The following is a 23743-nucleotide window of genomic DNA, read 5'->3' as shown; positions in this document are numbered from 1 at the left end:
GGCTCAGTTGGAGGTCGTGGACTCCAGCACCGACCGGGGGATCTCGGTGTCCTCCCGGATCGCCTTCCACAGGCGGGAGGCCTGCGGCTCGGCGGCCACCACGCGGTTGGGGTCGACCTTGTCGTAGGCGACGGGCAGCATGACGGTGCGCAGCCGGCCCGGGTCGAGGCCCTTCAGGCTGCGCCCGAAGTCGCCCAGTTTCACCAGGGAGCCGAGCCCGGAGTCGGTCGTCAGGGAGCGGGTGGCCGAGTCCGCGATCCGGTAGGCCTTGGCGGGGCTGCCGAGGAGGTCCTGCCGCTTGATCTCGTCGAGGGTCGCCAGCAGGAACTGCTGCTGCAGCCCGATGCGGCCGAGGTCGCTGCCGTCGCCGATGCCGTGCCGGGTGCGGACGAAGGCGAGCGACTCGGTGCCGTCGAGCCGGTGCGTGCCGGCCTCGAGGTCCAGGCCGCTGGACGTGTCGTGGATGGTCTTGTCGATGGTCACCGTGACCCCGCCGAGGGAGTCCACGAGGTCCTGGAAACCGGCGAAGTCCACCTCGACGTAGTGGTCGATCCGCACGTCCGAGATGTGCTCGACGGTCTTCACCACGCAGGCCGGACCCGCCGTCGTGTAGACGGAGTTGAACATCACGCGCTTGGCGGACGGCAGGGTGCTCCCGTCGCGGGCGGTGCACTCGGGGCGGGTGACCAGCGTGTCCCGCGGGATGCTCACCGCGACCGCGCTCCTGCGGCCCTCGGGGATGTGGATGACCATGGCGGTGTCCGAGCGCGCGGTGCCGCCGGTGTTGCCGCCGGCCAGGCCCTTGTTCGCGCCCGAGCGGGAGTCGGAGCCGAGCACCAGGATGTCCTTGGCGCCGGTGGCGGGCTTCTCGGGCCGGTCCGGGCCGAGTTCCCGGTCCAGGTCGATGCTGGTGAGGTTGGAGTTCAGGTGGGCGTAGGCCCACCATGCGGTGCCACCCGCGAGCAGTACCAGGGCCAGGAGGGTCCAGGCGACGATCCTGCGGATTCGCTGCCCCCGGGTGCGGGATCCGCGTGCCTTCGGCGGTGCGGTGACCGTGGCGGCCTCGTGGTCGGTGTCGACGGCGTGCGGCATCGCGTGCGTTGTCCTCCGTGGTGCGCGGTCCGGGAACCGGTCGCGACGCACCGCGTCGCAGCCCCTCCCCCTCGTGATCGAGATCCGCGGAAGTGTAGCTTGCATGCATATCATGTGAAGAATTGGGGGTTCGGATCCATGGCGGACCCACGGGGGGCGAAGGGGTGGGCGCACGTCATGAGGGGTGGAGCGGCGCGCGCGGCGCAACGGCGGGAGGGCGGCAGGCGCGCGGACGCCCCGGACGCCGGGGAGGCCGCGACCGGCACGGCCGCCGGCACATGGCTGGTGCGCGGCGCCGACGGCAGGCTCACCGCGTACGCCCCGCGCCAGGGCGGCCTGCTGCGCTGGACGGAGACCACGGCGGGCGGCGACGGGTGGACCGGACCGGACGCCCTCGCCGCGGACGGGCTGACGCACCTGTCGGTGGCCCAGGGCGCCGACGCCTTCGTGCACTTCCTGGGCCGCCGCGAACAACCGTGCGCCGACGGAGGGGTGGCGGTGGACGTGGTGTACGCCCTGCAGTACCAGACGGGACGCCCGCTGACGGATTGGGTGTCGGTGGGCAATCCGCACGTCGATCCCGAGCGCGCCCGGCGAATCGGCGCACCTGTGGTGGCCGTCGACGCCTCGGGCAGGGTCCAGGTCTTCGTACGCTCCGCGGACGGCGGCGTCATGGTGCGGTGCGAGGGCAGGGGCGGCAAGTGGGAGGCGTGGCGGGACCTCCGCGGCAGGGGTGTCCGTGACGGGCTCGCCGCCGTCGTATCGCCGGCCGGTCGTCTGGAGTTGCTCGCGCCCGCCGAGACCTCGGCCCTGCACTGGATCCAGGCTGAGGCCGGCGGGGTGCTCCGGCGATCCCTCGACGTGCGCCCGGCGCCGGTGCCGGGATCGGTGGCCGCGGTCGCGACCGCACCCGATCGGCTCACCTACCTCTGGACCGACGCGGCGGGTTCCGGGCTGGTCGCCCATCGCCGGGGGGGCTGGGTCGTCCCGCTGGGCGGCAGTCCGGCGGCCGGCGCGGCCAACGCCGTACTGCGGACCGTGCTGGACGACCAGGACTGCATGGTGGTGGCCCACCGGGGCCGGAACGGGAACGCGATGGTCGGGGTCTGCGGTACGGAGGCCGAGACCGCGGGGATGTGGTGGGTGGACACCGGTGTGCCCTGTCTGGGGACGCCGTCCCTGGCCGCCGACGCCCTGGGGCGTGTCGTGCTCGCGGTACTGGGGCCGGACGGAGCGCTCCGGGTGACGCGGCAACGCGATGAACCCGGTCTCACCCTGGCCGACTGGGTGCGCGTCTGAGAATCCGACCCGCGTGATCGTGTGGGCAACGCCACGTGTCCCGTGTCGGACATTCCGGCCGTAATCGCAGGTCAGACCTTGACCGTATGCGGGACATAAGGTTGTGTTCACTCTGTGAGGGTTTCGTTTTCAACCATCACAACGTAGTGGGGAGATTCGCGCTCCCGCCCGTCCATGGGGCGTGTGAGCGGCATACGGGGTGGGATTCGGCGGGCCCGAGCGGCTGACGCCGGATCGTGCGAAGTGTCTTGAGTGGGAGAGTCCGGTACCTGTGCGCCCGCGGCTGAGCGTTGTCGTGCCCTTCCAGGATGTCGAGATCTATCTCGAGGAATGCCTGGAGTCGATCGCCCGTCAGACGTTCGGGGATCTCGAGGTGATCCTCGTCGATGACGGGTCGACCGACACGTCCACGGAGATCGCCCGGAAATTCTGCGCCCGTGACCCCCGATTCCGGCTGATCCGCCAGGCGGCGCACGGTCCCGGTCACGCCCGGAACGCCGGGATCCGCGCCGTGCACCGGGACGGTGAGTTCCTCGCCTTCGTCGACGGGGACGACGTGATCCCGGAGCACGCCTACGAAGTGCTGGTGCGCACGCTCGAGAAGTCCGGCTCGGACTTCGTCTCGGGCAACGTGCAGATGATGAACTCCAGTACGAAGTGGCAGTCCCCGCTGCACCGGGCACCGATGGAGCGTGCTCGCCGTGGCACTCACATCACGAAGTTCGATGCCCTCATCTACGACCGCACGGTGTGGAACAAGGTGTTCCGGCGGTCGTTCTGGGACCGCCACGGCATCGCGTTCCCCGAAGGCGTCCTGTACGAGGACTCGTGGGTCAACATGTTCGCCCATTTCCGGGCGGACAAGGTCGATGTCATCACGGATTACGTGTACTTCTGGCGTCGGCGGGAAGGCGGTGCGGCTCCGTCGATCACGCAGCGCCACACCGAGATCGGCAACCTCCGGGACCGCGTGGCCGCCGTCCAGTCGGTGAGCCGGTTCCTCGGCAGGCACCGGTCACCGGAGTTCGACGTCCACAAACGCAAGTACGACCTGGCCTGTCTGAAGTCCGACCTGATGCTGCACCTCAAGGTCCTGCCCGATACCGACCAGGAGTACCGGCACGCCTTCATGAGCTGGGTCAACGAGTTCCTCGACGAGTCCGACCCGGGCATCGTCCAGGAACTGCCGGCCGACGCGCGGGTCAAATGGCTGCTGGTGCGCGAGGGAAAGCTCGACGAACTTCTCGACGTGATCGAGTTCGAGCGCAAGGGCGGCCCGATCCCCGTACGCCGCCGCGTCCACCGCTACCTGAACTATCCGTACCTCGGCGACCGGACGGTGGGCCTCGACAAGAGTGCCTACCGCCTCGGCAAGGAGCTGTCACTGCACGGCTCCTTGCGTGAGGCGCGCTGGGACGGAGCCTCCCTCGTCATCGACGGCTCCGCCTACATCCGCTTCATCAATGTGCACAAACGGCATATGTCGGTCAAGGCCATCGCGCTGCGCCACAAGAAGCAGGGCCGTCTGCTGGTCACGCCCGCGAAGACCACGTTCGATCCGCAGGCCACCGAACACTCCAACCAGAACCGCTACTGCTACGACTGGGCGGGCTTCCAGGCCCGGATCGACGTGACCCGGCTGAAGAAGAAGGGGGAGTGGGTCGAGGGCACCTGGGACGTCGCCGCCGGAGTCCTCAGCCGTGGTCTGTTCCGCTACCGGGGTCTGGCACGTGGCGGTGCCGGGACCGCCGCCAACCCGCCCTACCGTTACGTCGACAACAACATCCGAGTGGTCCCCGTCTTCCTGCAGGGGACACTGAAGCTCCGGGTGGAGATCGTCCGGTGCCGGATCACCTGGCACCGCGTCGACGGCAACCACCTGGTCATCGGCGGCGTGTACCTGGGGCCCCGGGTCCCCGAGTGGGGCCTGTTCGGCGTGACCAGCATGGGCGGCTCGGGACACCACGAGTCGCGGGTGGTCTTCACCCCGGGAGGCGACGGCTGGTGCACCTTCGTCACCCGTGTCCCGCTCGAGTACCTCGTGCCCCGCTCCCGCTCGCAGGACGGCAGCGGGATTCCGCAGAGCTGGAGCATGGGCAGCAACGGCTGGAAGACCACCCTTCGGGTGGAGGGCCGGAAGGCGACCCTCTACCCCGTCATGGCGGAGGGCGTCGAGGACGGGCGCCACCCGATGCCGAAGCGGCTCCAGACATCTGCGGGCGACCGCGAGATCTTCGTCCACCGCAACGGATCCGGCTACCTGGTGATCTTCGAGCGGGCGATGCTTCCGACGGTGACGGACGTCAACTGGCGGGAGGACGGCTCGCTGGAGCTCGTCGGCCGGTATCCCGCGGTGAACCGCCTCTCCTCGATCGAGTTCGCGTCCGCCCACCTGGTCGTCCGCTCCCGTGCCCACGGTGCCGAGCGGGTGGTCCCGATCGTGTGGAGCGGTTACGCGTTCCGCTCCGTCCTCACCCCGGCGGCGATGCGCAGCCTGGCGGGCGACATACCGCTCGCCGCCGGACGCTGGGACTTCTTCCTCAGACGGCAGGACCCCTCCGTCGTCACGGCGGAGGAGCGCTCCGAGGACCTCATGGTGAAGATCGAGCAGGAGCTCATCGGCGAGCTCCCCCGCTCGATCACCGAGGACGACCGGACGTACGAACTCCAGGGTGAGGCCTACGACCGGCTGTCGCTGCTGGTGCACTCGGCGATGCCGGACGCCGCCCGCGGCCCGTACCGGCAGAAGCTGCTGCGCACCAGGACCTACCCCGCCGCCCGGCGCAGACCCGTCCGTCCGGCCGTGCTGTTCGACGCCTTCAAGGGGACGCAGTACTCGGACAGCCCCCGCGCCGTCCACGAGGAGATGGTGCGGCGCGGCGTCGGCCTGGAGCACCTGTGGGTGGTCCGCGACGACCAGGTCGCCGTACCGCCCACGGCCCGCCCCGTGCGGATGTGGTCGCCCGAATGGTACGAGGCGCTGGCCACGTCCCGGTACGTCGTCGCCAACAACCACCTTCCCGACTGGTTCGTGAAGCGCGAGGGCCAAGTGGTCGTGCAGACCTGGCACGGCACCCCGCTCAAGCGCATCGGGCACGACATCGAGGCCGTTCACTTCGCGGACCGCCGCTACCTGGAGCGGGTGGAGAAGGAGGTGCGGAACTGGGACATGCTCGTGTCGCCCAACAGCTTCAGCACGCCCATCCTCCAGCGCGCCTTCCGGTTCCCGGGGGAGATGGTCGAGTCCGGCTACCCGCGCAACGACATCCTGCGCCGTCGCGACTCCGAGGAGCGGGCGGCCGGTGTACGGCGGCGGATCGGGCTGCCCAGCGGCAAGCGCGTCATCCTGTACGCGCCCACCTGGCGCGACGACCAGTTCTACGCGCCCGGAAAGTACAAGTTCGACTTCCGCATCGACCTGGACGACGCCCGTGCCAGGCTCGGTGACGACCACGTCCTCCTGGTCCGCCGCCACCCGAACGTCGTGGACCCGGTGCCGGGGGCCGGCAACGGCTTCGTGTTCGACGTGTCCGACTACCCGGACATGGCGGACCTCTCACTGATCACCGACGTCATGATCACCGACTATTCGTCGCTGATGTTCGACTACGTGAACACCGGCCGGCCGATCCTCTTCTTCACCTACGACCTCGAGCACTACCGCGACACGCTGCGCGGCTTCTACTTCGACTTCGAGGCGTGCGCTCCGGGACCGCTCGTGTACACCTCCGAGGAACTGATCGACGCGATCCGCGACATCGACCTGGTCGAGGAGGCGTACGCCGCGCGGTACCGCTGGTTCCAGGAGGAGTTCTGCGACCTGGACGACGGATTCGCCTCGGTACGGCTCACCGACCGCATCCTCGCGGCGGGCGGTGACTCCCCGAGGGCCCCGGCTTCTCCGTCGGCGCAGAGCCTGTCGCGTCGCATCAAGACGAAGACCATCGGGAACAAGACGTCCGGACGAGCCGCGGAAGGCGGCTACGAGGTCACGATGTGACCGTGCCGAGCGCCCGACGCACCCCGCCGGGGGCCCGGGCCGTGCTCTGTCGCCATCATCCGTCCGCGGGACGCTTCGTGCCGCGTCATCGATCCAGGGAGAACGGTCCCCCGCATGTCGAAGGAAGCACCGGAAGGACGTCCCGCACTCAGAGGCATCGAAGCCTCCGGGGCGTTCCCCGTCGAGTACCGGTTCGCCCACGCGAAGAACGGTAACCGCCACCTGGTGGTGGTGTTCGCGAACTTCTCGGCGCCCCTCGACTACGGATGGTCCAACGGAGTCTTCGACGGACTTCGCGCGAACATCCTGTGGATCCGCGACCGGTTCGACGGGATGAACAGCTACTACCTCTGCAAGGACATGGATTTCGCGCTGGAGGAATCCGTGGTCACCCTGGTGTGGAAGGTGATGGAGGCACTCGACCTCACACCGGACCAGTGCACCTTGTGGGGTGGCTCGAAGGGCGGCAGCGCGGCCCTCTATTTCGGCCTGAAATACGGATTCCGGAACATCGTGTCCTTGGTGCCGCAGTTCCTGGTCGGCTCCTACGTGGAGCGGTACCACCCCAAGGTCGCCCGGTTCATGATGGGCGAGGTGTCGGAGCAGAACGTACGGATCCTCGACTCCGCCATTCCCAACCTCGTTCGCGCCGGCGCCAACCGGAGTGCCAACCTCTACCTGCTCTCCTCCCGGCAGGACGCACAGTACGAAGAGCAGATCGCCCCCTTCATCGGCCTGTTCCAGGGCTACGAGAACTTCAACTTCATCTACAGCGACTCCCCGTTCATCGCCGATCACACGGAAGTGACCAGGCGGAACGTCCCTCCGCTCATGGGACTCGCCCACCTCCTCGTCGACGGGATCGCCCCGCGCATCGGCTTCGTGCAGAACGGCTTCGAGGAACCCCGCCGCGACAGGTCCGCGATCGACTCCTACCTCAAGGCCACCGCGGTTCGGCAGGACCACGCGCTCGCCGCGCCGGTCGTCGTGGCTCCGGCCGCCGGCCAGTGGATGCCGGGAGGCGCCGTGCGCATCTCGGGGACCGCCCCCGGCGCCGTCCGCGTCAGCCTGTGGGAGAACGGCCGGTACCTGGGCTCGGGTGCGGTCGGCACCGACGGCACGTGGGCGTGGGAACCCGACCGGCCGTGGGGCGCGGGGAAGCATCTGGTGAAAGCCTTCGCCGTGGACGCGCGCGGTTACGAGTCCGCACGGACACAGGTCGCCTTCTCCGTCACCGAGGAACCGGCGGCCGCCGGTGTTCTCGGCGCCGCCGGACCGTGAACTGCGTGACGGGATCGCCCGCTTCGCGGGATGACGCACCTTGAGCGACAGGGCGGGCCGTACGGGATCACTCCCGTACGGCCCGCCCTTCACAGCGCTGCGGCAGCCGTCGTTACGCGGGCACGCTCGCCACGCCCGGGGCCAGGAACGGCTTGCCGTGCACCCGCTCCGAGACGCCCTCACGGTCCAGGTACGGCGTGATGCCGCCCAGGTGGAAGGGCCAGCCGGCACCGGTGATCAGGCAGAGGTCGATGTCCTGCGCCTCGGCGACGACACCCTCCTCCAGCATGATGCCGATCTCCTGCGCCACCGCGTCCAGGACGCGGTCGCGCACCTGCTGCTCCGTCAGGACGCTGTCGCCCTGCACCAGGAGCGCCGCGACCTCGGGGTCCAGCTCCGGCTTGCCGGAATCGTAGACGTAGAAGCCGCGCTTGCCCGCCTTGACGACGGCCGCCAGGTTCGGGGAGACGGTGAAGCGGTCCGGGAAGGAGCGGTTGAGCGTCTCGGAGACGTGCAGACCGATCGCCGGGCCGACCAGCTCCAGCAGCACCAGCGGGGACATCGGCAGACCGAGCGGCTCGATGGCCTTCTCCGCGGTCGCGACCGGGGTGCCCTCGTCGATGACGTTCTGGATCTCGCCCATGAAGCGGGTGAGGATGCGGTTGACCACGAACGCCGGGGCGTCCTTGGTCAGCACCGCGGTCTTCTTCAGCTTCTTCGCCACGGCGAACGCGGTGGCCAGCGAGGCGTCGTCGGTCTTCTCCCCGCGCACGATCTCCAGCAGCGGCAGCACCGCGACCGGGTTGAAGAAGTGGAAGCCGACGACCCGCTCCGGGTGCTCCAGCTTCGAGGCCATCTCGGAGACCGACAGCGAGGAGGTGTTGGTGGCCAGGATCGTCTCCGGCTTCACCACCGCCTCGACCTCGGCGAAGACCTGCTGCTTGACGCCGATCTCCTCGAAGACCGCCTCGATGACGAAGTCCGCGTCGCCGAAGGCGGCGGCCTTGTCGAGGGAGCCGGAGACCAGGGCCTTGAGGCGGTTCGCCTTGTCCTGGTTGACGCGCCCCTTGAGCAGCAGCTTGTCGATCTCGCCGTGGACGTAGCCGACGCCCTTGTCCACCCGCTCCTGGTCGATGTCGGTGAGAACCACCGGCACCTCCAGGCGGCGCGCGAAGAGCAGCGCCAGCTGGGAGGCCATCAGACCGGCACCGACGACGCCGACCTTGGTGACCGGGCGGGCCAGGTTCTTGTCCGGGGCACCGGCCGGGCGCTTGCCGCGCTTCTGCACCAGGTTGAAGGCGTAGATGCCGGAGCGCAGCTCGCCGCCCATGATGAGGTCCGCCAGGGCCTCGTCCTCGGCGTCGAAACCGGCGGCCAGGTCACCGTCCTTGGCGGCGGCGATGATGTCCAGCGCCCGGTACGCGGCCGGGGCGGCGCCGTGCACCTTGGAGTCGGCGAAGGCACGGCCCTTGGCGACGGCCTCGTCCCACGCCGCGCCGCGGTCCACCTCGGGACGGACGATCTGGATCTCGCCCTTGAGGACGGCGGCGGTCCAGGAGAGCGACTGCTCCAGGAAGTCCGCGCCGTCGAACAGCGCGTCGGCGATGCCCAGGTCGTAGACCTGACCGCCCTTCAGCTGCTTGTTCTGGTTGAGCGAGTTCTCGATGATGACGCTCACCGCGCGCTCGGCGCCGATCAGGTTCGGCAGCAGCGCACAGCCGCCCCAGCCCGGGACCAGGCCCAGGAAGACCTCGGGGAGGGAGAACGCCGGGATGGCCGAGGAGACCGTGCGGTAGGAGCAGTGCAGGCCGACCTCGACGCCGCCGCCCATGGCCGCGCCGTTGTAGAACGCGAACGTCGGCACCGCGAGACCCTGCAGACGGCGGAAGACGTCGTGGCCGCCCTTGCCGATGGCCAGCGCGTCCTCACGGCGCCCCAGCAGCTCGACGCCCTTGAGGTCGGCGCCGACCGCGAAGATGAAGGGCTTGCCCGTGATGCCGACGCCGACGATCTCGCCGTCCGCGGCCTCCTTCTCGACCTGGTCGAGGGCGGCGCTCAGGTTCGCCAGCGACTGCGGGCCGAAGGTGGTCGGCTTGGTGTGGTCCAGGCCGTTGTCCAGGGTGACGAGCGCGAAGCGCCCGGCGCCCAGGGGGAGGTCGAGGTGGCGCACGTGCGCCTGCGTCACGACCTCGTCCGGGAACAGCTCGGCCGCTCCCTTGAGAAGCTCGGCGGTCGTGGTCACTTGCTGCCTCCGTCGAAGTGCGGGTTCTCCCAGATCACGGTGCCGCCCATGCCGAAGCCGACGCACATCGTGGTCAGGCCGTAGCGGACGTGGGGCTGCTCCTCGAACTGGCGGGCCAGCTGCGTCATCAGACGGACGCCGGAGGAAGCGAGCGGGTGGCCGAACGCGATGGCGCCGCCGTACTGGTTGACGCGCGCGTCGTCGTCGGCGATGCCGTAGTGGTCCAGGAAGGCCAGCACCTGGACGGCGAACGCCTCGTTGACCTCGAAGAGGCCGATGTCGGAGATGGACAGGCCCGCCTTGGCGAGCGCCTTCTCGGTCGCCGGGACCGGGCCGATGCCCATCACCTCGGGCTCGACGCCCACGAAGGAGTACGAGACCAGACGCATCCTCACCGGGAGGCCCAGCTCCCGGGCGACGTCCTCGGCGGCGACCAGGGAGGCGGTGGCACCGTCGTTGAGACCCGCCGCGTTGCCCGCGGTCACCCGGCCGTGGGCGCGGAACGGGGTCTTGAGGCCCGCCAGGCTCTCCAGTGTGGTGCCCGGGCGCATCGGCTCGTCGGCGGTGGCCAGGCCCCAGCCGGTCTCGCCGGCGTCGGGAGAGGTACGGCGCACCGAGATCGGCACCAGGTCCTGCTGGATCCTGCCGTTCGCGTACGCCTTCGCCGCCTTCTCCTGGCTGCGGACCGCGTACTCGTCGGCGCGCTGCCTGGTCAGGTGCGGGAAGCGGTCGTGCAGGTTCTCCGCCGTCATGCCCATGAACAGGGCGGACTCGTCGACCAGCTTCTCCGACACAAAGCGCGGGTTCGGGTCCACGCCCTCGCCCATCGGGTGCCGGCCCATGTGCTCGACGCCGCCCGCGAGCGCCACGTCGTACGCGCCGAAGGCGATGCCGCCGGCGACGCTGGTCACCGCGGTCATCGCGCCCGCGCACATGCGGTCGATGGAGAAACCGGGCACCGACTTGGGCAGCCCTGCCAGGATCGCGGCCGTACGGCCCAGGGTGAGGCCCTGGTCGCCGATCTGGGTGGTCGCGGCGATGGCGACCTCGTCGATGCGCTCCGGGGAGAGCGCGGGGTTGCGCCGCAGCAGTTCCCGGATGGACTTGATGACCAGGTCGTCGGCACGGGTCTCGTGGTAGATGCCCTTCGGGCCCGCCTTGCCGAACGGGGTACGGACGCCGTCGACGAAGACGACGTCCCTAGCGGTACGAGGCACGTTGGCTCTCCTCAAGGTGCGGGTTCGCTTGCCGCGGGCAGAAGCGGCGGCTCCGCCGTACATGCTACTCGTGGGTAACCGATGTGCACAGTGCGGGTGTGCGGCGTCACACGTTCGGTCGCCCCCCCGGGGTTCGTGTGCGGCGTGGTTGTGGTTGCGGCCGGTTGTCGGGTGCGGGTTGTTTGCGCCTGCGGCGGGCATCCCCCGCCCTCCCGCCCTCCCCCAGCCTTCGGCCGGGGGGACCCCCATCCGGCGCGGTTGGTGCGGGCCTCGCGCGGTTGATGGTGGGCCGGGGGCGGGGCCTCCGGGGCTGGGCATTCTGTACCGCATATTTATGTGCATGGCGGGCACCTGCGCTCGGTGCCCCGGGTGCCGCACAACAAATACACGTCAGCGTCCAGAACGCCCACCCCTACGACCCCGCCCCCTACGTTTCGTTGGGCGACCAACGGCCGTTGGGGGGTGATGGGGGGCACCCCTCCCCGCACCGCCGGGAGCTGCCCCCAAGCAGGGGGTCCCCCGGCCGCAGGCCGAGCAAGGGTGCACGCACCGCTGGCCGGGGGCGGCACCTCCCACGGGACGTCTGGCGCACCTCGCCTACGGGTGCTCGCAGGGCTTGCCTGTGTCACGGCGACGCCGCAGGTCGTCAGGCGGCAGATCACGACGATTGGAACCACACCGACCGCACCGAATCAGGCCGCCCCTGCCGAAGCCTGAGGAGGGCGGGAACGCGCACACGACAACAGGCCTTTCACCTCAGCGCCCGCGCGCCCTACCGCCGGGCATCGGCCCGAGCACCCGATCGCGCCGGAGCCGGCGCGGGCCTCAGCCACCACCCCCATGACCATGGGCGTTCAGTAGGACGCGTGCGGCAACCCCGGACCGCCCTCTACCCCCCTCCGGTCGTCAGTCGCCCCGTCATGGGGAGGGGGCGGGGTTGGAGGGGTGGATGTTCTGGACGCTGCGGGATATTTGTGTGCGGCATCCGGGGCTCGGACATGGACCGCCCGCCATGCACGTAAATAACCCAGTCCAGGACGTGCAGCCCCGGAGGCCCCGCCCCCGGCCCACCACGCACCCCGCGGCGCGGTCACTGACCGCGCCGGGCAATCGGGCGGGGGACAGCCCGCCGCAGGCGCAAACGACCCGCACACGACAACCGGCCGCAAAGGGCACCGCAACCGCAACGGACCCGCACACAACCACCGGGCAGCCCGGCGCAGCCGCCCGCAGGCGCAAACAACCCGCACACAACCACCGGCCGCAAGGGGCACCCCCCGCACCCCCCGCCCCGCGGGGCGCGTCAGGCCGTCGCGGACAGCGACGCCGTCAGGATGGGCGTGGTGAGTTCGACCTGCCAGGGGCGCGCCCCGGCGTCCTGGAGGAAGACCGCCACGGACTCGGCGCTGCGGTCCCGCGGAGGCGCCCAGCACAGGCGGCGGACGGTGTCCGGGGTGATGAGGTTCTCCTGGGGGAGGTTCAGCTGCTCCGCCAGTGCCGATACCGCCGCCCGCGCCGCGGAGAGCCGGGCCGCGGCGGCCGGGTCCTTGTCGGCCCAGGCGCGCGGCGGCGGGGGGCCGGTGTAGGCGGGGCCGGGCTGCGGCAGGTCCCGCTCGGGGATGCTGCGTGCGTGGTCGATCGCGGCCTGCCACTGCTCCAGCTGGCGCCGGCCCATGCGGTGCCCGAATCCGGGGAGCGCGGCGAGCGCGTGCGCGTTGGGGGTGGCCTCCAGCGACGCGGTGACGATCGCGGCGTCGGTGAGGACGCGGCCGGGGGAGACGTCCCGCTCGCGGGCGATCCGGTCCCGGAGGTTCCACAGCTCGCGTACGACGGCCATCTGGCGGCGCCGGCGCACCTTGTGCATGCCGGACGTGCGGCGCCAGGGGTCGACGCGGGGCGGGGGCGGCGGGGCCGCGGCGATGGCCGCGAACTCCTGCAGCGCCCATTCCAGCTTGCCCTGGGCGCGCAGCTCCTCCTCCAGCGCGTCGCGCAGGTCGACCAGGAGCTCGACGTCGAGCGCGGCGTACCGCAGCCACGGCTCGGGCAGCGGCCGGGTCGACCAGTCGACGGCGGAGTGGCCCTTCTCCAGGGCGTACCCGAGGACGTTCTCCACCATCGCCCCGAGCCCGACCCGGGCGAACCCGGCGAGGCGGCCGGCCAGCTCGGTGTCGAACAGCCGGGCCGGGCGCATGCCGGCCTCGTCGAGGCACGGCAGGTCCTGCGTGGCGGCGTGCAGCACCCATTCCGTGCCGTCGAGCGCGGCGCTGAGCGCCGACAGGTCCGGACAGGCGACGGGGTCGATCAGCGCGGTCCCTGCTCCGGTGCGGCGCAGCTGGACCAGATAGGCCCGCTGTCCGTAGCGGTAGCCGGATGCGCGCTCGGCGTCGACGGCGACAGGTCCGGAGCCCGCGGCGAAAGCCGCGACGACGTCGGCGAAGGCCTCCGGGCTGGCGGTCACCGGCGGGATGCCCTCGCGCGGGTCCAGCAGCGGGACCGGCGCCGGGGGTGCTTCTGTTGCGGTCTCTCGGGCGTCGGTCACCAGTCAAGAGTATCTGTGTACAGCAGGCGCCCGCCGACGGAACGTTCCGTCGGCGGGCGCACGCGGGATATGACTTCGATCAGTGGATGATGCCGGTACGCAGCGCTACCGCGACCATGCCCGCTCGGTCACCGGTGCCCAGCTTGCGGGCGATCCGGGCCAGATGGCTCTTCACGGTCAGCGCGGACAGCCCCATCGAGACCCCGATCGCCTTGTTCGACTGGCCCTCCGCGACCAGTCGGAGCACCTCGACCTCGCGGCCCGACAGCTCGCGGTAGCCGCCGCCGTGGCCGGGGGCGCCCGGTGGGCGGCGCTGCAGCCGCTGGCCGGCCGGGCCGAGGGGGACGGCGCCGGGGCGGCCCGGGATGCCGAGGTTGGTGCGGGTGCCGGTGACGACGTAGCCCTTCACGCCGCCCGCGAGGGCGTTGCGAACGGCGCCGATGTCGTCGGCGGCGGACAGGGCCAGGCCGTTGGGCCAGCCTGCCGCCCGGGTCTCGGCGAGCAGGGTCAGCCCGGAACCGTCGGGGAGGTGTACGTCGGCTACACAGATGTCTCGGGGGGTGCCCACCCGGGGCCTGGCCTCGGCGATGGAGGACGCCTCGATCACGTCGCGTACCCCGAGCGCCCACAAGTGGCGCGTGACGGTGGAACGTACGCGGGGATCGGCGACCACCACCATCGCCGTCGGCTTGTTGGGGCGGTAGGCGACCAGGCTTGTGGGGTGCTCGAGAAGAACCGACACCGGGCCTCCTGGGACATTGGCTGGAAGGGTCACAGGTTCCTTCGGCAGCAACTTCGCCCGGCTTTAGAGAATGATCACGACTTGTTTAGTAACAATTCCGGCAATTCGGACGCGCTGTCGACCAGTGTCGATCGAAGGTGTGAAGATCGCGGTCACCGGGTGTCAGAGCTCGTTGACGACGGTAAAGCGAATGGTCAGCGCGGGCGCGGCGGCCCTCAGCGGGTCTGCTGCGGGCCGCGCCGCTTCGGCAGCGGCACCACCGAGGGACCGCCGCCGCCGGGCGGGGGGCACGAGGGCTCGGTCGACGCGGGCGGCAGTCCCGCGCAGGTGCACAGCAGGTCGCACCAGGCCGCCAGGTGGGCGGCCATGTCCGGTACGCCGCCGTTCACGGCGAGCGGCGTCCACGAGGCGCGGATCTCGATGCGGGTGGAGTCCTCCCGCCCGGCCAGGGCGCCGAAGTGGTGCGAGGAACTGCGCGAGACCGTGCCGCCCACCTCGGTGAAGGCCGCGCCGCGCCCCTCCAGGGCGCCGGTCAGCCACGACCAGCTCACCTCGGGCAGCAGCGGGTCCGCCGCGATCTCCGGCTCCAGCTCCGCCCGGACCAGGGTGACCAGCCGGAACGTGCCGTGCCAGCCCTCCTGCCCGTCGGGGTCGTAGAGCAGCACCAGGCGCCCGTCGCCGAGCTCCTCGTCGTCGACGACGACCGCCGCCTCCAGGGCGTACGCGTGCGGAGCCAGGCGCTTGGGCGGGGGCACCGGATCGAGCTCCACCTCGTGCCGTACCCGGGCGCGCAGCAGTGCGTCGACCGCGTGCTGGAACGGGAGGGGGGCGTCGTTCCCGTCCGAGAGGTGCCCATGAGCCGCTGCCATGCCCGGAAGCGTAGGCCGAAGGGGGCCCGCAGTGAGGGAGGACACCCGGTCGGGCGGGTCGCCCACTTGGCGCATGCGAAGATTCGGGGGTGAGTGCGCACCAGCAGACCGCTGCTTCCCCCTTCATCCTGGCGTGCCGGCGCCGGCCCGTGCCGCACACCCCCGTGTGGTTCATGCGCCAGGCCGGGCGCTCCCTCCCCGAGTACCTCAAGGTGCGCGAGGGGATCCCCATGCTCGAGTCGTGCATGCGGCCCGACCTCGTCACCGAGATCACGCTGCAGCCGGTGCGGCGGCACAAGGTCGACGCGGCGATCTACTTCAGCGACATCGTCGTGCCGCTCAAGGCCATCGGGCTCGACCTCGACATAAAGCCGGGCGTCGGCCCCGTCGTCGAGCAGCCGATCCGCAGCCGCGAGGACCTGCAGCGCCTGCGGCCGCTCGACCCGGACGACGTCAAGTACGTCACCGAGGCGATCGGCATGCTCACGGGTGAACTCGGCGAGACGCCGCTGATCGGCTTCGCGGGCGCGCCCTTCACCCTGGCGAGCTACCTCGTCGAGGGCGGCCCCTCGCGCAACCACGAGCGCACCAAGGCCCTCATGTACGGCGAGCCCGAGCTGTGGGCGGAGCTCCTGGACCGCCTCGCGGACATCACCTCGGCCTTCCTGAAGGTGCAGATCGAGGCCGGTGCCAGCGCGGTGCAGCTCTTCGACTCCTGGGTCGGCGCGCTCGCCCCCGAGGACTACCGGCGCCACGTCATGCCGGCCTCCGTCAAGGTCTTCCGGGCCGTCGCGGACTACGGCGTGCCCCGCATCCACTTCGGCGTCGGCACCGGTGAGCTGCTCGGGCTCATGGGCGAGGCCGGCGCGGACGTGGTCGGCGTCGACTGGCGGGTCCCGCTGGACGAGGCCGCCCGCAGGGTCGGCCCCGGCAGGGCGCTCCAGGGCAACCTGGACCCCGCGGTGCTCTTCGCCCCGCGCGAGGCGGTCGAGAAGAAGACCCGCGAGGTCCTGTACTCGGCCGGGGGCGCCCCCGGCCACATCTTCAACCTGGGCCACGGCGTCCTGCCCACCACGGACCCCGACGCCCTGACCCGCCTGGTGGACTTCGTCCACACCGAGACGGCCCGCTGACACCGGTGGCCCCGCGCCGCCCGGCGCGGGGCCACCGTGTCCGCGGCTACTCCCGCGGCTGCGCCTCGCCGTCGCCCGCCCCGGCCGGCGCGGGCACGGGCACGGGCAGCGGCTCCGGGGGCGCGGCGACGGCGCGCCGGGCGGGCAGCGCACGACGCAGCAGCCGGAAGCCCAGGTAGCCGAGAAGGGCCAGCGCCGCGAACGGGGCCACCACGGCCAGGGCGACGAGGATGCCCCGCAGGGTCATGTAGAAGGCGTGCCAGCCGCTGCCGAGGGCGTCGCCCACGGTGGCCCAGAAGCCGTCGTCCTTCTTCTGCGGCGCCTCCTTGACGGGCGGTTCCTGCACCTCCAGAGTGATCGTCGCCATCCCGGTGCGCGCCTTCAGCGAGGCCTGCTGGGCCTCGAGCGCCTCCAGATCGGCCTGGCGGGAGCTGAGTTCGCTCTCCAGCGAGACGATGTCGCTGAGCCTGGTCGCGCGGTCCATCAGCTCCCGCACCCGCGCCACGCTCGCCCGCTGCGTCTTGAGCCGGCTCTCGACGTCCACGACCTGGCCGGTGACGTCCTGGGCGTCCACCTTGCGGTTGCGCAGCGTGCCCAACTCGGAGAGGTCCTTCAGCACGCGGTCGTAGCCGTCCGGCGGCACGCGGAGCGTGATGGTGGAGTACTCGAGGCCGTCCTCGTCCAGGCTGGTGCTCTCGTTGCCGACGTAGCCGCCCGAGCCCTCCACCAGCGTGCGTGCCTTGGCCACGGCTCCGGAGACGTTCCTGGCCTCGACCGTCAGCGTCGCCGTGCGCACGATGTACGACTGCGCCGGCGTCGGGGTCCTTCCCGCCCCGGTGCCGGGTCCGCTGCCGGACTTCTCGCCGGTGGCGTTCTCCGCGTCGCCGTCCGCCGTCCGTGCGCCGGGCTGCTCGGCCAGGCCGGGAGCGGCGGCCCCGGCCTTGCCGTCCGCGGTGTCGGCGCTGCTCTCGCTGCCGCCGCCGGCGCCGCAGCCGGTGAGCATGAGGGCGGCGGCCAGCGCCAGGGCGCCGAAGGCGGCGGCAAGTGGTCTACGCGCGGCGGTGGTTGACGTGCTCACAGGGCATCCCCCCGGGTCCGTTGCATGTGTTGCCGATTCGACGTGGGGGGCGCGGGGCGGGTTTCGGGTCCGTGATCCCGAAGAGGTCACGTTTAGGGCTCGTTCCGGCGTCTGAGACAGTGGAGGCATGAGCAATACGCAGCCCCTGGCCGGGCACGTGGTGGTCGTGGGCGGCGGGGTCTCCGGACTCGCCGCGGCGCATTTCCTGCTGGAGGGCGGGGCGGCACGGGTGACCGTGCTGGAGTCCTCCGGACGCCTGGGCGGGAAGCTGTACGCGGACGAGATCGCGGGCGTCCCCGTCGACCTGGGCGCCGAGTCGATCCTGGCGCGCCGCCCCGAGGGGGTCGACCTGGCCCGCGCGGTCGGTCTCGGCGACGACCTGGAGGCACCCGCCACGACGAACGCGGGCCTGTGGACGCGCGGCCGGCTGCGCCCCATGCCCAAGGGCGGCGTCATGGGCGTTCCCGGCGACCTCGGATCACTCGCCGCCTCCGGGGTGCTGTCCGCGGCCGGGCTCGCGCGGCTGCCGCTCGACCACGTCCTGCCCCGCACCAAGGTCGGCGAGGACGTGGCGGTGGGCGCCTTCGTCGCCGCCCGGCTGGGCCACGAGGTCGTCGACCGGCTCGTCGATCCGCTGCTCGGCGGGGTGTACGCGGGCAACGCCTACGAGATCTCGCTGCGCGCCGCCATCCCGCAGCTGTACGAGGGTGCGCGCGGCGGCCGCTCCCTGATCGAGACCGTCCGCGAGAGCCAGCGCAAGGCCGCCGCCGCGCGGCAGGACGGCCCGGTCTTCGCCGGCATCCGCGGCGGCGTCGGGCGGCTCCCGGTCGCCGTCGCCGAGGCCTGCCGCGCCGCCGGGGCCCGCATCGAGACCGACGCCCCGGTCCGGACGCTGCGCCGCACCCCCGAGGGCTGGGAGGTCGCCTTCGACCACGACGGCACCCGCGAGACGCTGGCCGCGGACGCGGTCGTGCTGGCCGTGCCCGCCCCGGCCGCGGCCAGGCTGCTGGCCGCCGAGTCGCCGGGCGCCGCCACGGAGCTGTCGGCGGTGGAGTACGCGAGCGTCGCCCTGGTCACCATGGCCTTCCGGCGCCGCGAGATCGCCCACGCGCTGCCCGGCAGCGGATTCCTCGTCCCCCCGGTGGACGGGCGCACCATCAAGGCGTCCACGTTCTCCAGCCAGAAGTGGCGCTGGAGCGGCGCCGCCGACTCCGACGTCTACGTGCTGCGCACCTCGATCGGCCGGCACGGCCAGGAGGCCGACCTCGCCTGGGACGACACCGATCTCGTCCGCCTCTCCCGCGAGGACCTCGGCGAGGCGGTCGGACTCACCGCGGCCCCCGTCGCGGCCCGTGTCACCCGCTGGGACGGCGGCCTGCCGCAGTACCCGGTCGGCCACCTGGCCCGGGTCACGCGGCTGCGCGAGCACGTCGCGAAGCTGCCCGGCCTCGAGGTGTGCGGCGCCCTCTACGAGGGCGTGGGCATCCCGGCCTGCGTCGCGAGCGCGCGCGGCGCGGCCACGCAGGTCCTGGGCACCCTGCGGCGGGCCGCGGAACCCGGCGCGGGACAATAGCCCCATGACCGACTCCACTGCTTCCGCCGCCCCCGCCAAGGCCCCCAACGCCGGCAAGAAGGCCAAGGACCTCAACGAGGTCATCCGCTACACCCTCTGGTCGGTGTTCCGGCTGCGCGACGTCCTTCCCGACGACCGCATCCGCTACGCGGAGGAGGTGGAGGAGCTCTTCGCGCAGCTCGCCGAGAAGGACGTCACGGTCCGCGGCACGTACGACCTGTCCGGGCTGCGCGCCGACGCGGACGTCATGATCTGGTGGCACTCCGAGACCGCGGACGCCCTCCAGGACGCCTACAACCGCTTCCGCCGCACCCTGCTGGGGCGCCGTCTGGAGCCCGTGTGGTCGAACATGGCACTGCACCGCCCGGCGGAGTTCAACAAGAGCCACATCCCCGCCTTCCTCGCCGACGAGACGGCCCGCGACTACGTCTCCGTCTACCCCTTCGTCCGCTCCTACGACTGGTACCTCCTCCCCGACGAGGACCGCCGCCGCATGCTGGCCGACCACGGCAAGATGGCGCGGGGCTACCCGGACGTGCGGGCGAACACGGTGGCGTCGTTCTCGCTGGGCGACTACGAGTGGATCCTGGCCTTCGAGTCGGACGAACTGCACCGCATCGTGGACCTGATGCGTCATCTGCGGGCTTCGGAGGCGCGTATGCACGTCCGCGAGGAGGTGCCGTTCTACACCGGCCGCCTCAAGTCGGTGGCGGATCTGGTGGCGGGTCTGGCCTGAGGGCCCGCCCCGCGGGGGCTTTCCCGGGGCGGCGGGTGCCGGACGGAGTCCGGCGGGCCGGTCGAAGCCCGGGAGGCCCTCCGGGGCCGAGCGGTGCGTGGGCGGGCGGAGGCTCGGCCACGGACTGGCGCGGGGCTGCCCGGACGTGCGGGCGAACACGGTGGCGTCGTTCTCGCTGGGCGACTACGAGTGGATCCTGGCCTTCGAGTCGGACGAACTGCACCGCATCGTGGACCTTGGTCGGCGGCCGGTGCGGCGGTCCCGTCAGGCAGATCGGCCGCGGCGACCGCCGCCCTGCACAGGCGTGTGCAGGAGGCGATCGCCGCGGCCCGGGCCACGAGGAGGGAGAGTATTTACACGGGGGGGGGGGCCAGCCGCCCCCGCGGGGGCCGTGCGGGCTACCCCGTCAGCCGCAGTTGCGGTTGCCGTTGATGCAGCTGACGACCTGGTTCATCAGGCGCGTCGGCATGAAGTTGGCGAAGTCCGCGTGGTCCGTGACCGGCTTGTGCAGCTGCTCGGGGAAGCTGTCGAGCGCGAAGTTCGGACCCTGCGGGACCTTGTAGGTCAGCCGCATCTTCAGCTGGGGCACGGCCTTGAAGCCGGCCTGGCACCGTCCCGCGCCGTCGGCGAAGACGATGTGGGTGCGGTGGTTGGCGCTGTCGGCGTTGGTCCCGTCCCAGCAGTTGGGGAAGTTCAGGGTGCGGACCACGCGGCTGCCCTGCGGGCACAGCGGGTACTTGTCGGTGAGCTGGCGGTTCTCGAAGCCCGTGCAGCTCCACGACGCCTTGGCGTTGGCGACGCCGTTGGTGAAGGACTTGGCGTCACCCATGATGACCCGCAGCGTGGACGGCATCGCCGTCACCTTGGCCGTCGGGCTGCCGCCGAAGACCAGCTGCACCGAGGTTGCCTGCAGGATGGTGCCGGTGTTGCCGTCGGCGTCCGGCGCGTCGTTCGCGGAGCGGGTGCGAAGGACCGGCCAGAAGTACGTCGACTTGTCCCCGCGGGCGCAGGTGGTGCCGGCCGCGGCCAGGGACTCGTTGGTCGAGAAGCCGTCGGTGCTCAGGTTGCCGACGTAGTCGTGGACGTGGTGCGCGCCGTTGGCGACGCCGGGGGCCACGATGAAGTTGTCGGGGTTGTGGTGCTTGTTCTCGTTGCGGCCGCAGCGGGCCGTGAACGTGCCGCGCGAGGCGCCCCGCTGGTTCGCCGCCCGCTGGACGTTGGGCTTGACGGAGCGGATGTCGGCGAAGTCCTCGGGGGAGGGGCCGTTGGTCTGCGAGCCGCCGCCGGCGGGCGAGGACGCCGAGGCCGAGGCGGACGCGGAGGGGGCCGCGGAGCCGTTCTGGCCGCCGTTGTTCTGCCCGCCGTTGTTCTGGCCCCCGTTGTCCGCCTTGGTGCTGTTCCCCGGGCTCGGGCTCTGCCAGCCGCCCGAGTGGCCGGAGTTGGACCGCCAGTGGGCCGAGGCCGATCCGGTGACCAGGGCGAAGGTGCCGCCGGAGCCGAGCAGTGCCAGCACGGCTATCAGCACGAGTTGCTTGGTGCTCAACCTGCGCCGGTGGTTCATGTGTTGTCGTGTGGGCATGGGATCGCTCATTTCTACTGCGACGGCTGGGGGGATGAAGCCGCTGGGGGAAGTGAGTACGTCGGGGACGGGGTGACGACGAAGGTCGGCTCACCGGGGGCAGGCGAGACCGGCACCGCCGCGGCGGGGTTGGTGGGGCTGGCGGTCGTGTCCACTGCGACCTGGTCGAAGTTGACCATCCCGGTCTTCTCCAGAACGGTGATGTGGTCGAGCACCGTCGCGTTCGCCTGGTCGGCCAGTTCCCGTACCAGCGAATTGCGGGTGGTGGCACGCACCTGGGCCACGACCGAGAACACCTGCCCGTGGGCGAGCCTCAGGATATTCGCGAACTTCTGGTCGAAATCCTGCCCGGTCGCCGCGGACATGGTGGCCAGAAAGCCCATTTGCTGCTGTGTGGGCTGGTTGGGCAGGGTGATGCCCAATTGGGGCGCGATCGTTCGGCACGTGGCGTCGAGGTTCGTGTGCCCGTCGATGAGGTGCTGCCCCGCGCGTTTGACCGCGGGTGTCGTCCCCTTCTGCAGGCCCATCTGCCCGGCGGGGAACTCCCACAGGCCGGCCAGTCGGACCTTGGTGACGAAGGTGCGGTCCAGCTGGGTGAGCGGACCGTACTGCGTGGACACGGTCTGGGCGCCGGCCGCGGTCACGGCCGGGCTGTTCAGCCCGGACATGACGGGGTAGGCCAGCGCGGCGAGGGTGACCACGAGAGCCCCGACCACGAGGCTGAGTCCGGTGGCGTAACGGGTGGATCGCATGGGACCGCACGTTAGTGCGTTTGAACCGTCCAAGGCGAGGAACTGTCACGTATTCGCGAATTCCAGGAATCCGAACCCGGACCTTGATACGTTGTTGCCTTTTCGCGTCCGATGCGCCCCGCCGCCATTCCCGCCGCAGGTCGGGGGCCTCTTGAAAAAGATTATGGCAGCTTTGAACGGAGCCTGTCCCGCATACGTATGAATACGTGTGAGGGCTGTCGAGGCCCTGGAAAAACCCTTCCGCGCAGCCGCGGCCTCCGCGCCGGGAGCGGTGCCGGGCCCGACCGTTCCCGCCACCACGCGGTCAACTGCCGCGTCACCGCGGGGTCGTGCGTACCGCCCCGGCCGTCGAGGACGTACGCGGCGAAGTCCAGGGCGTCGCGGCGGTAGCCGCCCGCGAACGGCCGCACGGCGGCGTAGCGCAGGAACGCCGGGCGGTACGCGGCCCCCAGGATCTCCGGCAGCTCAGGCGCCACCTTGGCGACGACGCCGGCGCGCTTGGCGGCCAGCGCGCGGCTCTGCACGCCGATCCGGGTCCGGTCGAAGCCCTCCGGCACCGGTGTCCGGGCCACGAGCGCGGACAGCAGCGCGGTCTGGCGCAGCGCGAGGCGCTGGCGGGCCGCCCCGGGCGCCGCGGCGACCCCGGCCGGCACGTCCGGCGGCACGTCCGGGCGCTCGCCCGCTCCGGCGTCCACCACGCGGCGTATCGCGGCCAGTTCGCCGGCCAGCTCGCCGCCGGCGGGGAAGTCGTCGTCGCGCTCCAGCAGCACACCGGGCGGGCACGCACGTTCGTACAGCGCCGCCAGCACCTCCAGGACGGCCTCGGGGACGGGGTGCGCGTGGCTGTCGTGCCACACGCCGTCCTTCTCGACGCCGCCCGCCACGTGGACGTAGGCGATGGCGTGCACCGGCAGCGCGTCGAGCGCCGCGAGGGGGTCCTCGCCGCGGTTGACGTGGTTCGTGTGCAGGTTGGCGACGTCGATCAGCAGACGTACCCCGGTCCGCTCGACGAGCTCGGCGAGGAAGGCGCCCTCGCTCATCTCCTCGTCGGGCCAGGCCACCAGTGCCGCGATGTTCTCCAGCGCGAGCGGCACCGGCAGCGCGTCCTGCGCGATGCGCACGTTCTCGCACAGCACGTCCAGCGCGTCCCGGGTCCGCGGCACGGGCAGCAGGTGCCCCGCCTCCAGACGCGCCGAGCCGGTCAGCTCCCCACCGCCGCGGACGAAGGCGATGTGCTCGGTGACCAGCGGCGCGCCCAGTGCCTCCGCGCGCTGCGCGAGTGCGGCCAGCCGGTCCGCGCCGGGCCGCTCGGCGCCCCCGAGGCCGAGCGAGACTCCGTGCGGGACGACCGTGACACCGCGCTCGCGCAGCCGCAGCAGGGAGTCGGGGAGAGCGCCGGGGCAGACGTTCTCGGCGACCGCCTCGACCCAGTCGACCCGGCCGGCCTCCGCGAGCGCCTCGACCGCCGCCGCGATCTCCGGCCGCCAGCCGATGCCCGTGCCCAGATACGAGTGCTCCATGCGCCCCCCTTCCTCCTGCGGGGGTTCTGGCCCTCCGCGGGGCCGGTGAACCCCGCGGAGGCGGGTTTCAGAGCTTGATTTGAGCTTGCGG

General features: G+C 71.6%; 16 protein-coding genes and 1 pseudogene. 7 read left to right on the top strand and 10 right to left on the bottom strand.

Annotation, left to right across the window (positions count from 1 at the left end; all coding sequences use genetic code 11):
• Window positions 1-3 precede the first annotated feature (3 nt).
• Window positions 4-1092, bottom strand: a complete 1089-nt coding sequence (locus OIE69_RS11970; RefSeq protein ID WP_326571959.1) for an LCP family protein — start codon at window positions 1090-1092, stop codon at window positions 4-6.
• A gap of 177 nt (window positions 1093-1269) precedes the next feature.
• Between OIE69_RS11970 and OIE69_RS11965 the strand changes: the two genes are divergently transcribed.
• The 3 genes from OIE69_RS11965 (at window position 1270) to OIE69_RS11955 (ending at window position 7672) form a co-directional block, all read left to right on the top strand.
• Window positions 1270-2391, top strand: a complete 1122-nt coding sequence (locus OIE69_RS11965) for a hypothetical protein (protein WP_326571958.1) — start codon at window positions 1270-1272, stop codon at window positions 2389-2391.
• Between the two features lie 295 nt (window positions 2392-2686).
• Window positions 2687-6391, top strand: a complete 3705-nt coding sequence (locus OIE69_RS11960) for a bifunctional glycosyltransferase/CDP-glycerol:glycerophosphate glycerophosphotransferase (RefSeq protein WP_392567493.1) — start codon at window positions 2687-2689, stop codon at window positions 6389-6391.
• Between the two features lie 114 nt (window positions 6392-6505).
• Window positions 6506-7672, top strand: coding sequence for a hypothetical protein (locus OIE69_RS11955; RefSeq protein WP_326571955.1), 1167 nt, complete (start codon window positions 6506-6508; stop codon window positions 7670-7672).
• Between the two features lie 112 nt (window positions 7673-7784).
• Here the strand turns inward: OIE69_RS11955 and OIE69_RS11950 are convergent, their stop codons facing one another.
• The 5 genes from OIE69_RS11950 to OIE69_RS11930 form a co-directional block, all read right to left on the bottom strand.
• On the bottom strand, window positions 7785-9914 hold the full coding sequence (locus OIE69_RS11950) for a 3-hydroxyacyl-CoA dehydrogenase NAD-binding domain-containing protein (RefSeq protein WP_326571953.1): 2130 nt from the start codon (window positions 9912-9914) through the stop codon (window positions 7785-7787).
• Window positions 9911-11131 (bottom strand): thiolase family protein, encoded by a 1221-nt coding sequence (locus OIE69_RS11945; protein WP_326571952.1) that lies wholly within the window; start codon window positions 11129-11131, stop codon window positions 9911-9913. Before OIE69_RS11945 ends, OIE69_RS11950 begins: the two co-directional genes overlap by 4 nt.
• 1303 nt (window positions 11132-12434) lie before the next feature.
• Window positions 12435-13670: an HRDC domain-containing protein gene (locus OIE69_RS11940; protein WP_326571951.1), complete on the bottom strand. Its 1236-nt coding sequence runs from the start codon at window positions 13668-13670 to the stop codon at window positions 12435-12437.
• 79 nt (window positions 13671-13749) lie between these two features.
• Window positions 13750-14412, bottom strand: a complete 663-nt coding sequence (locus OIE69_RS11935; protein WP_018563211.1) for a response regulator transcription factor — start codon at window positions 14410-14412, stop codon at window positions 13750-13752.
• A gap of 215 nt (window positions 14413-14627) precedes the next feature.
• A complete protein-coding gene (locus tag OIE69_RS11930; protein ID WP_326571950.1) occupies window positions 14628-15281 on the bottom strand; it encodes a DUF3000 domain-containing protein in 654 nt (217 codons plus the stop codon).
• An 89-nt stretch (window positions 15282-15370) separates the two neighbouring features.
• Between OIE69_RS11930 and hemE the strand changes: the two genes are divergently transcribed.
• Entirely contained in the window at window positions 15371-16414 is a 1044-nt protein-coding gene (hemE, locus tag OIE69_RS11925; protein WP_326571949.1) for a uroporphyrinogen decarboxylase, read from the top strand.
• A gap of 46 nt (window positions 16415-16460) precedes the next feature.
• Here the strand turns inward: hemE and OIE69_RS11920 are convergent, their stop codons facing one another.
• A complete protein-coding gene (locus tag OIE69_RS11920) occupies window positions 16461-17492 on the bottom strand; it encodes a DUF4349 domain-containing protein (RefSeq protein ID WP_326571948.1) in 1032 nt (343 codons plus the stop codon).
• A 127-nt stretch (window positions 17493-17619) separates the two neighbouring features.
• Here OIE69_RS11920 and hemG point away from each other — a divergent pair, with 127 nt between their 5' ends.
• From hemG to OIE69_RS11905, 3 genes and pseudogenes are all read left to right on the top strand, one after another.
• Window positions 17620-19065, top strand: a complete 1446-nt coding sequence (hemG, locus tag OIE69_RS11915; protein ID WP_326571947.1) for a protoporphyrinogen oxidase — start codon at window positions 17620-17622, stop codon at window positions 19063-19065.
• A 4-nt stretch (window positions 19066-19069) separates the two neighbouring features.
• Window positions 19070-19801 carry a hydrogen peroxide-dependent heme synthase gene (hemQ, locus tag OIE69_RS11910; protein ID WP_326571946.1) on the top strand — a complete coding sequence of 244 codons (732 nt, stop codon included), beginning with the start codon at window positions 19070-19072 and terminating at the stop codon, window positions 19799-19801.
• Window positions 19802-19919: 118 nt separating this feature from the next.
• Window positions 19920-20045, top strand: a pseudogene (locus tag OIE69_RS11905) (chlorite dismutase family protein); the annotation flags it as partial.
• A 162-nt stretch (window positions 20046-20207) separates the two neighbouring features.
• Here OIE69_RS11905 and OIE69_RS11900 read toward each other — a convergent pair.
• The 3 genes from OIE69_RS11900 to OIE69_RS11890 all read right to left on the bottom strand — a co-directional run bounded on the left by OIE69_RS11900 (window position 20208) and on the right by OIE69_RS11890 (window position 23652).
• A complete protein-coding gene (locus tag OIE69_RS11900; RefSeq protein WP_326571945.1) occupies window positions 20208-21380 on the bottom strand; it encodes a DUF1996 domain-containing protein in 1173 nt (390 codons plus the stop codon).
• Window positions 21381-21394: 14 nt separating this feature from the next.
• Entirely contained in the window at window positions 21395-22132 is a 738-nt protein-coding gene (locus tag OIE69_RS11895) for a DUF4142 domain-containing protein (protein WP_326571944.1), read from the bottom strand.
• A 161-nt stretch (window positions 22133-22293) separates the two neighbouring features.
• A complete protein-coding gene (locus OIE69_RS11890) occupies window positions 22294-23652 on the bottom strand; it encodes a DUF692 domain-containing protein (RefSeq protein ID WP_326571943.1) in 1359 nt (452 codons plus the stop codon).
• Between the last annotated feature and the right edge of the window lie 91 nt (window positions 23653-23743).

Source organism: Actinacidiphila glaucinigra, assembly GCF_035918135.1.
In the GTDB taxonomy this organism is placed as follows: Bacteria; Actinomycetota; Actinomycetes; order Streptomycetales; family Streptomycetaceae; genus Actinacidiphila; species Actinacidiphila glaucinigra.
This window is presented reverse-complemented; position numbering and strand designations above follow the sequence as displayed.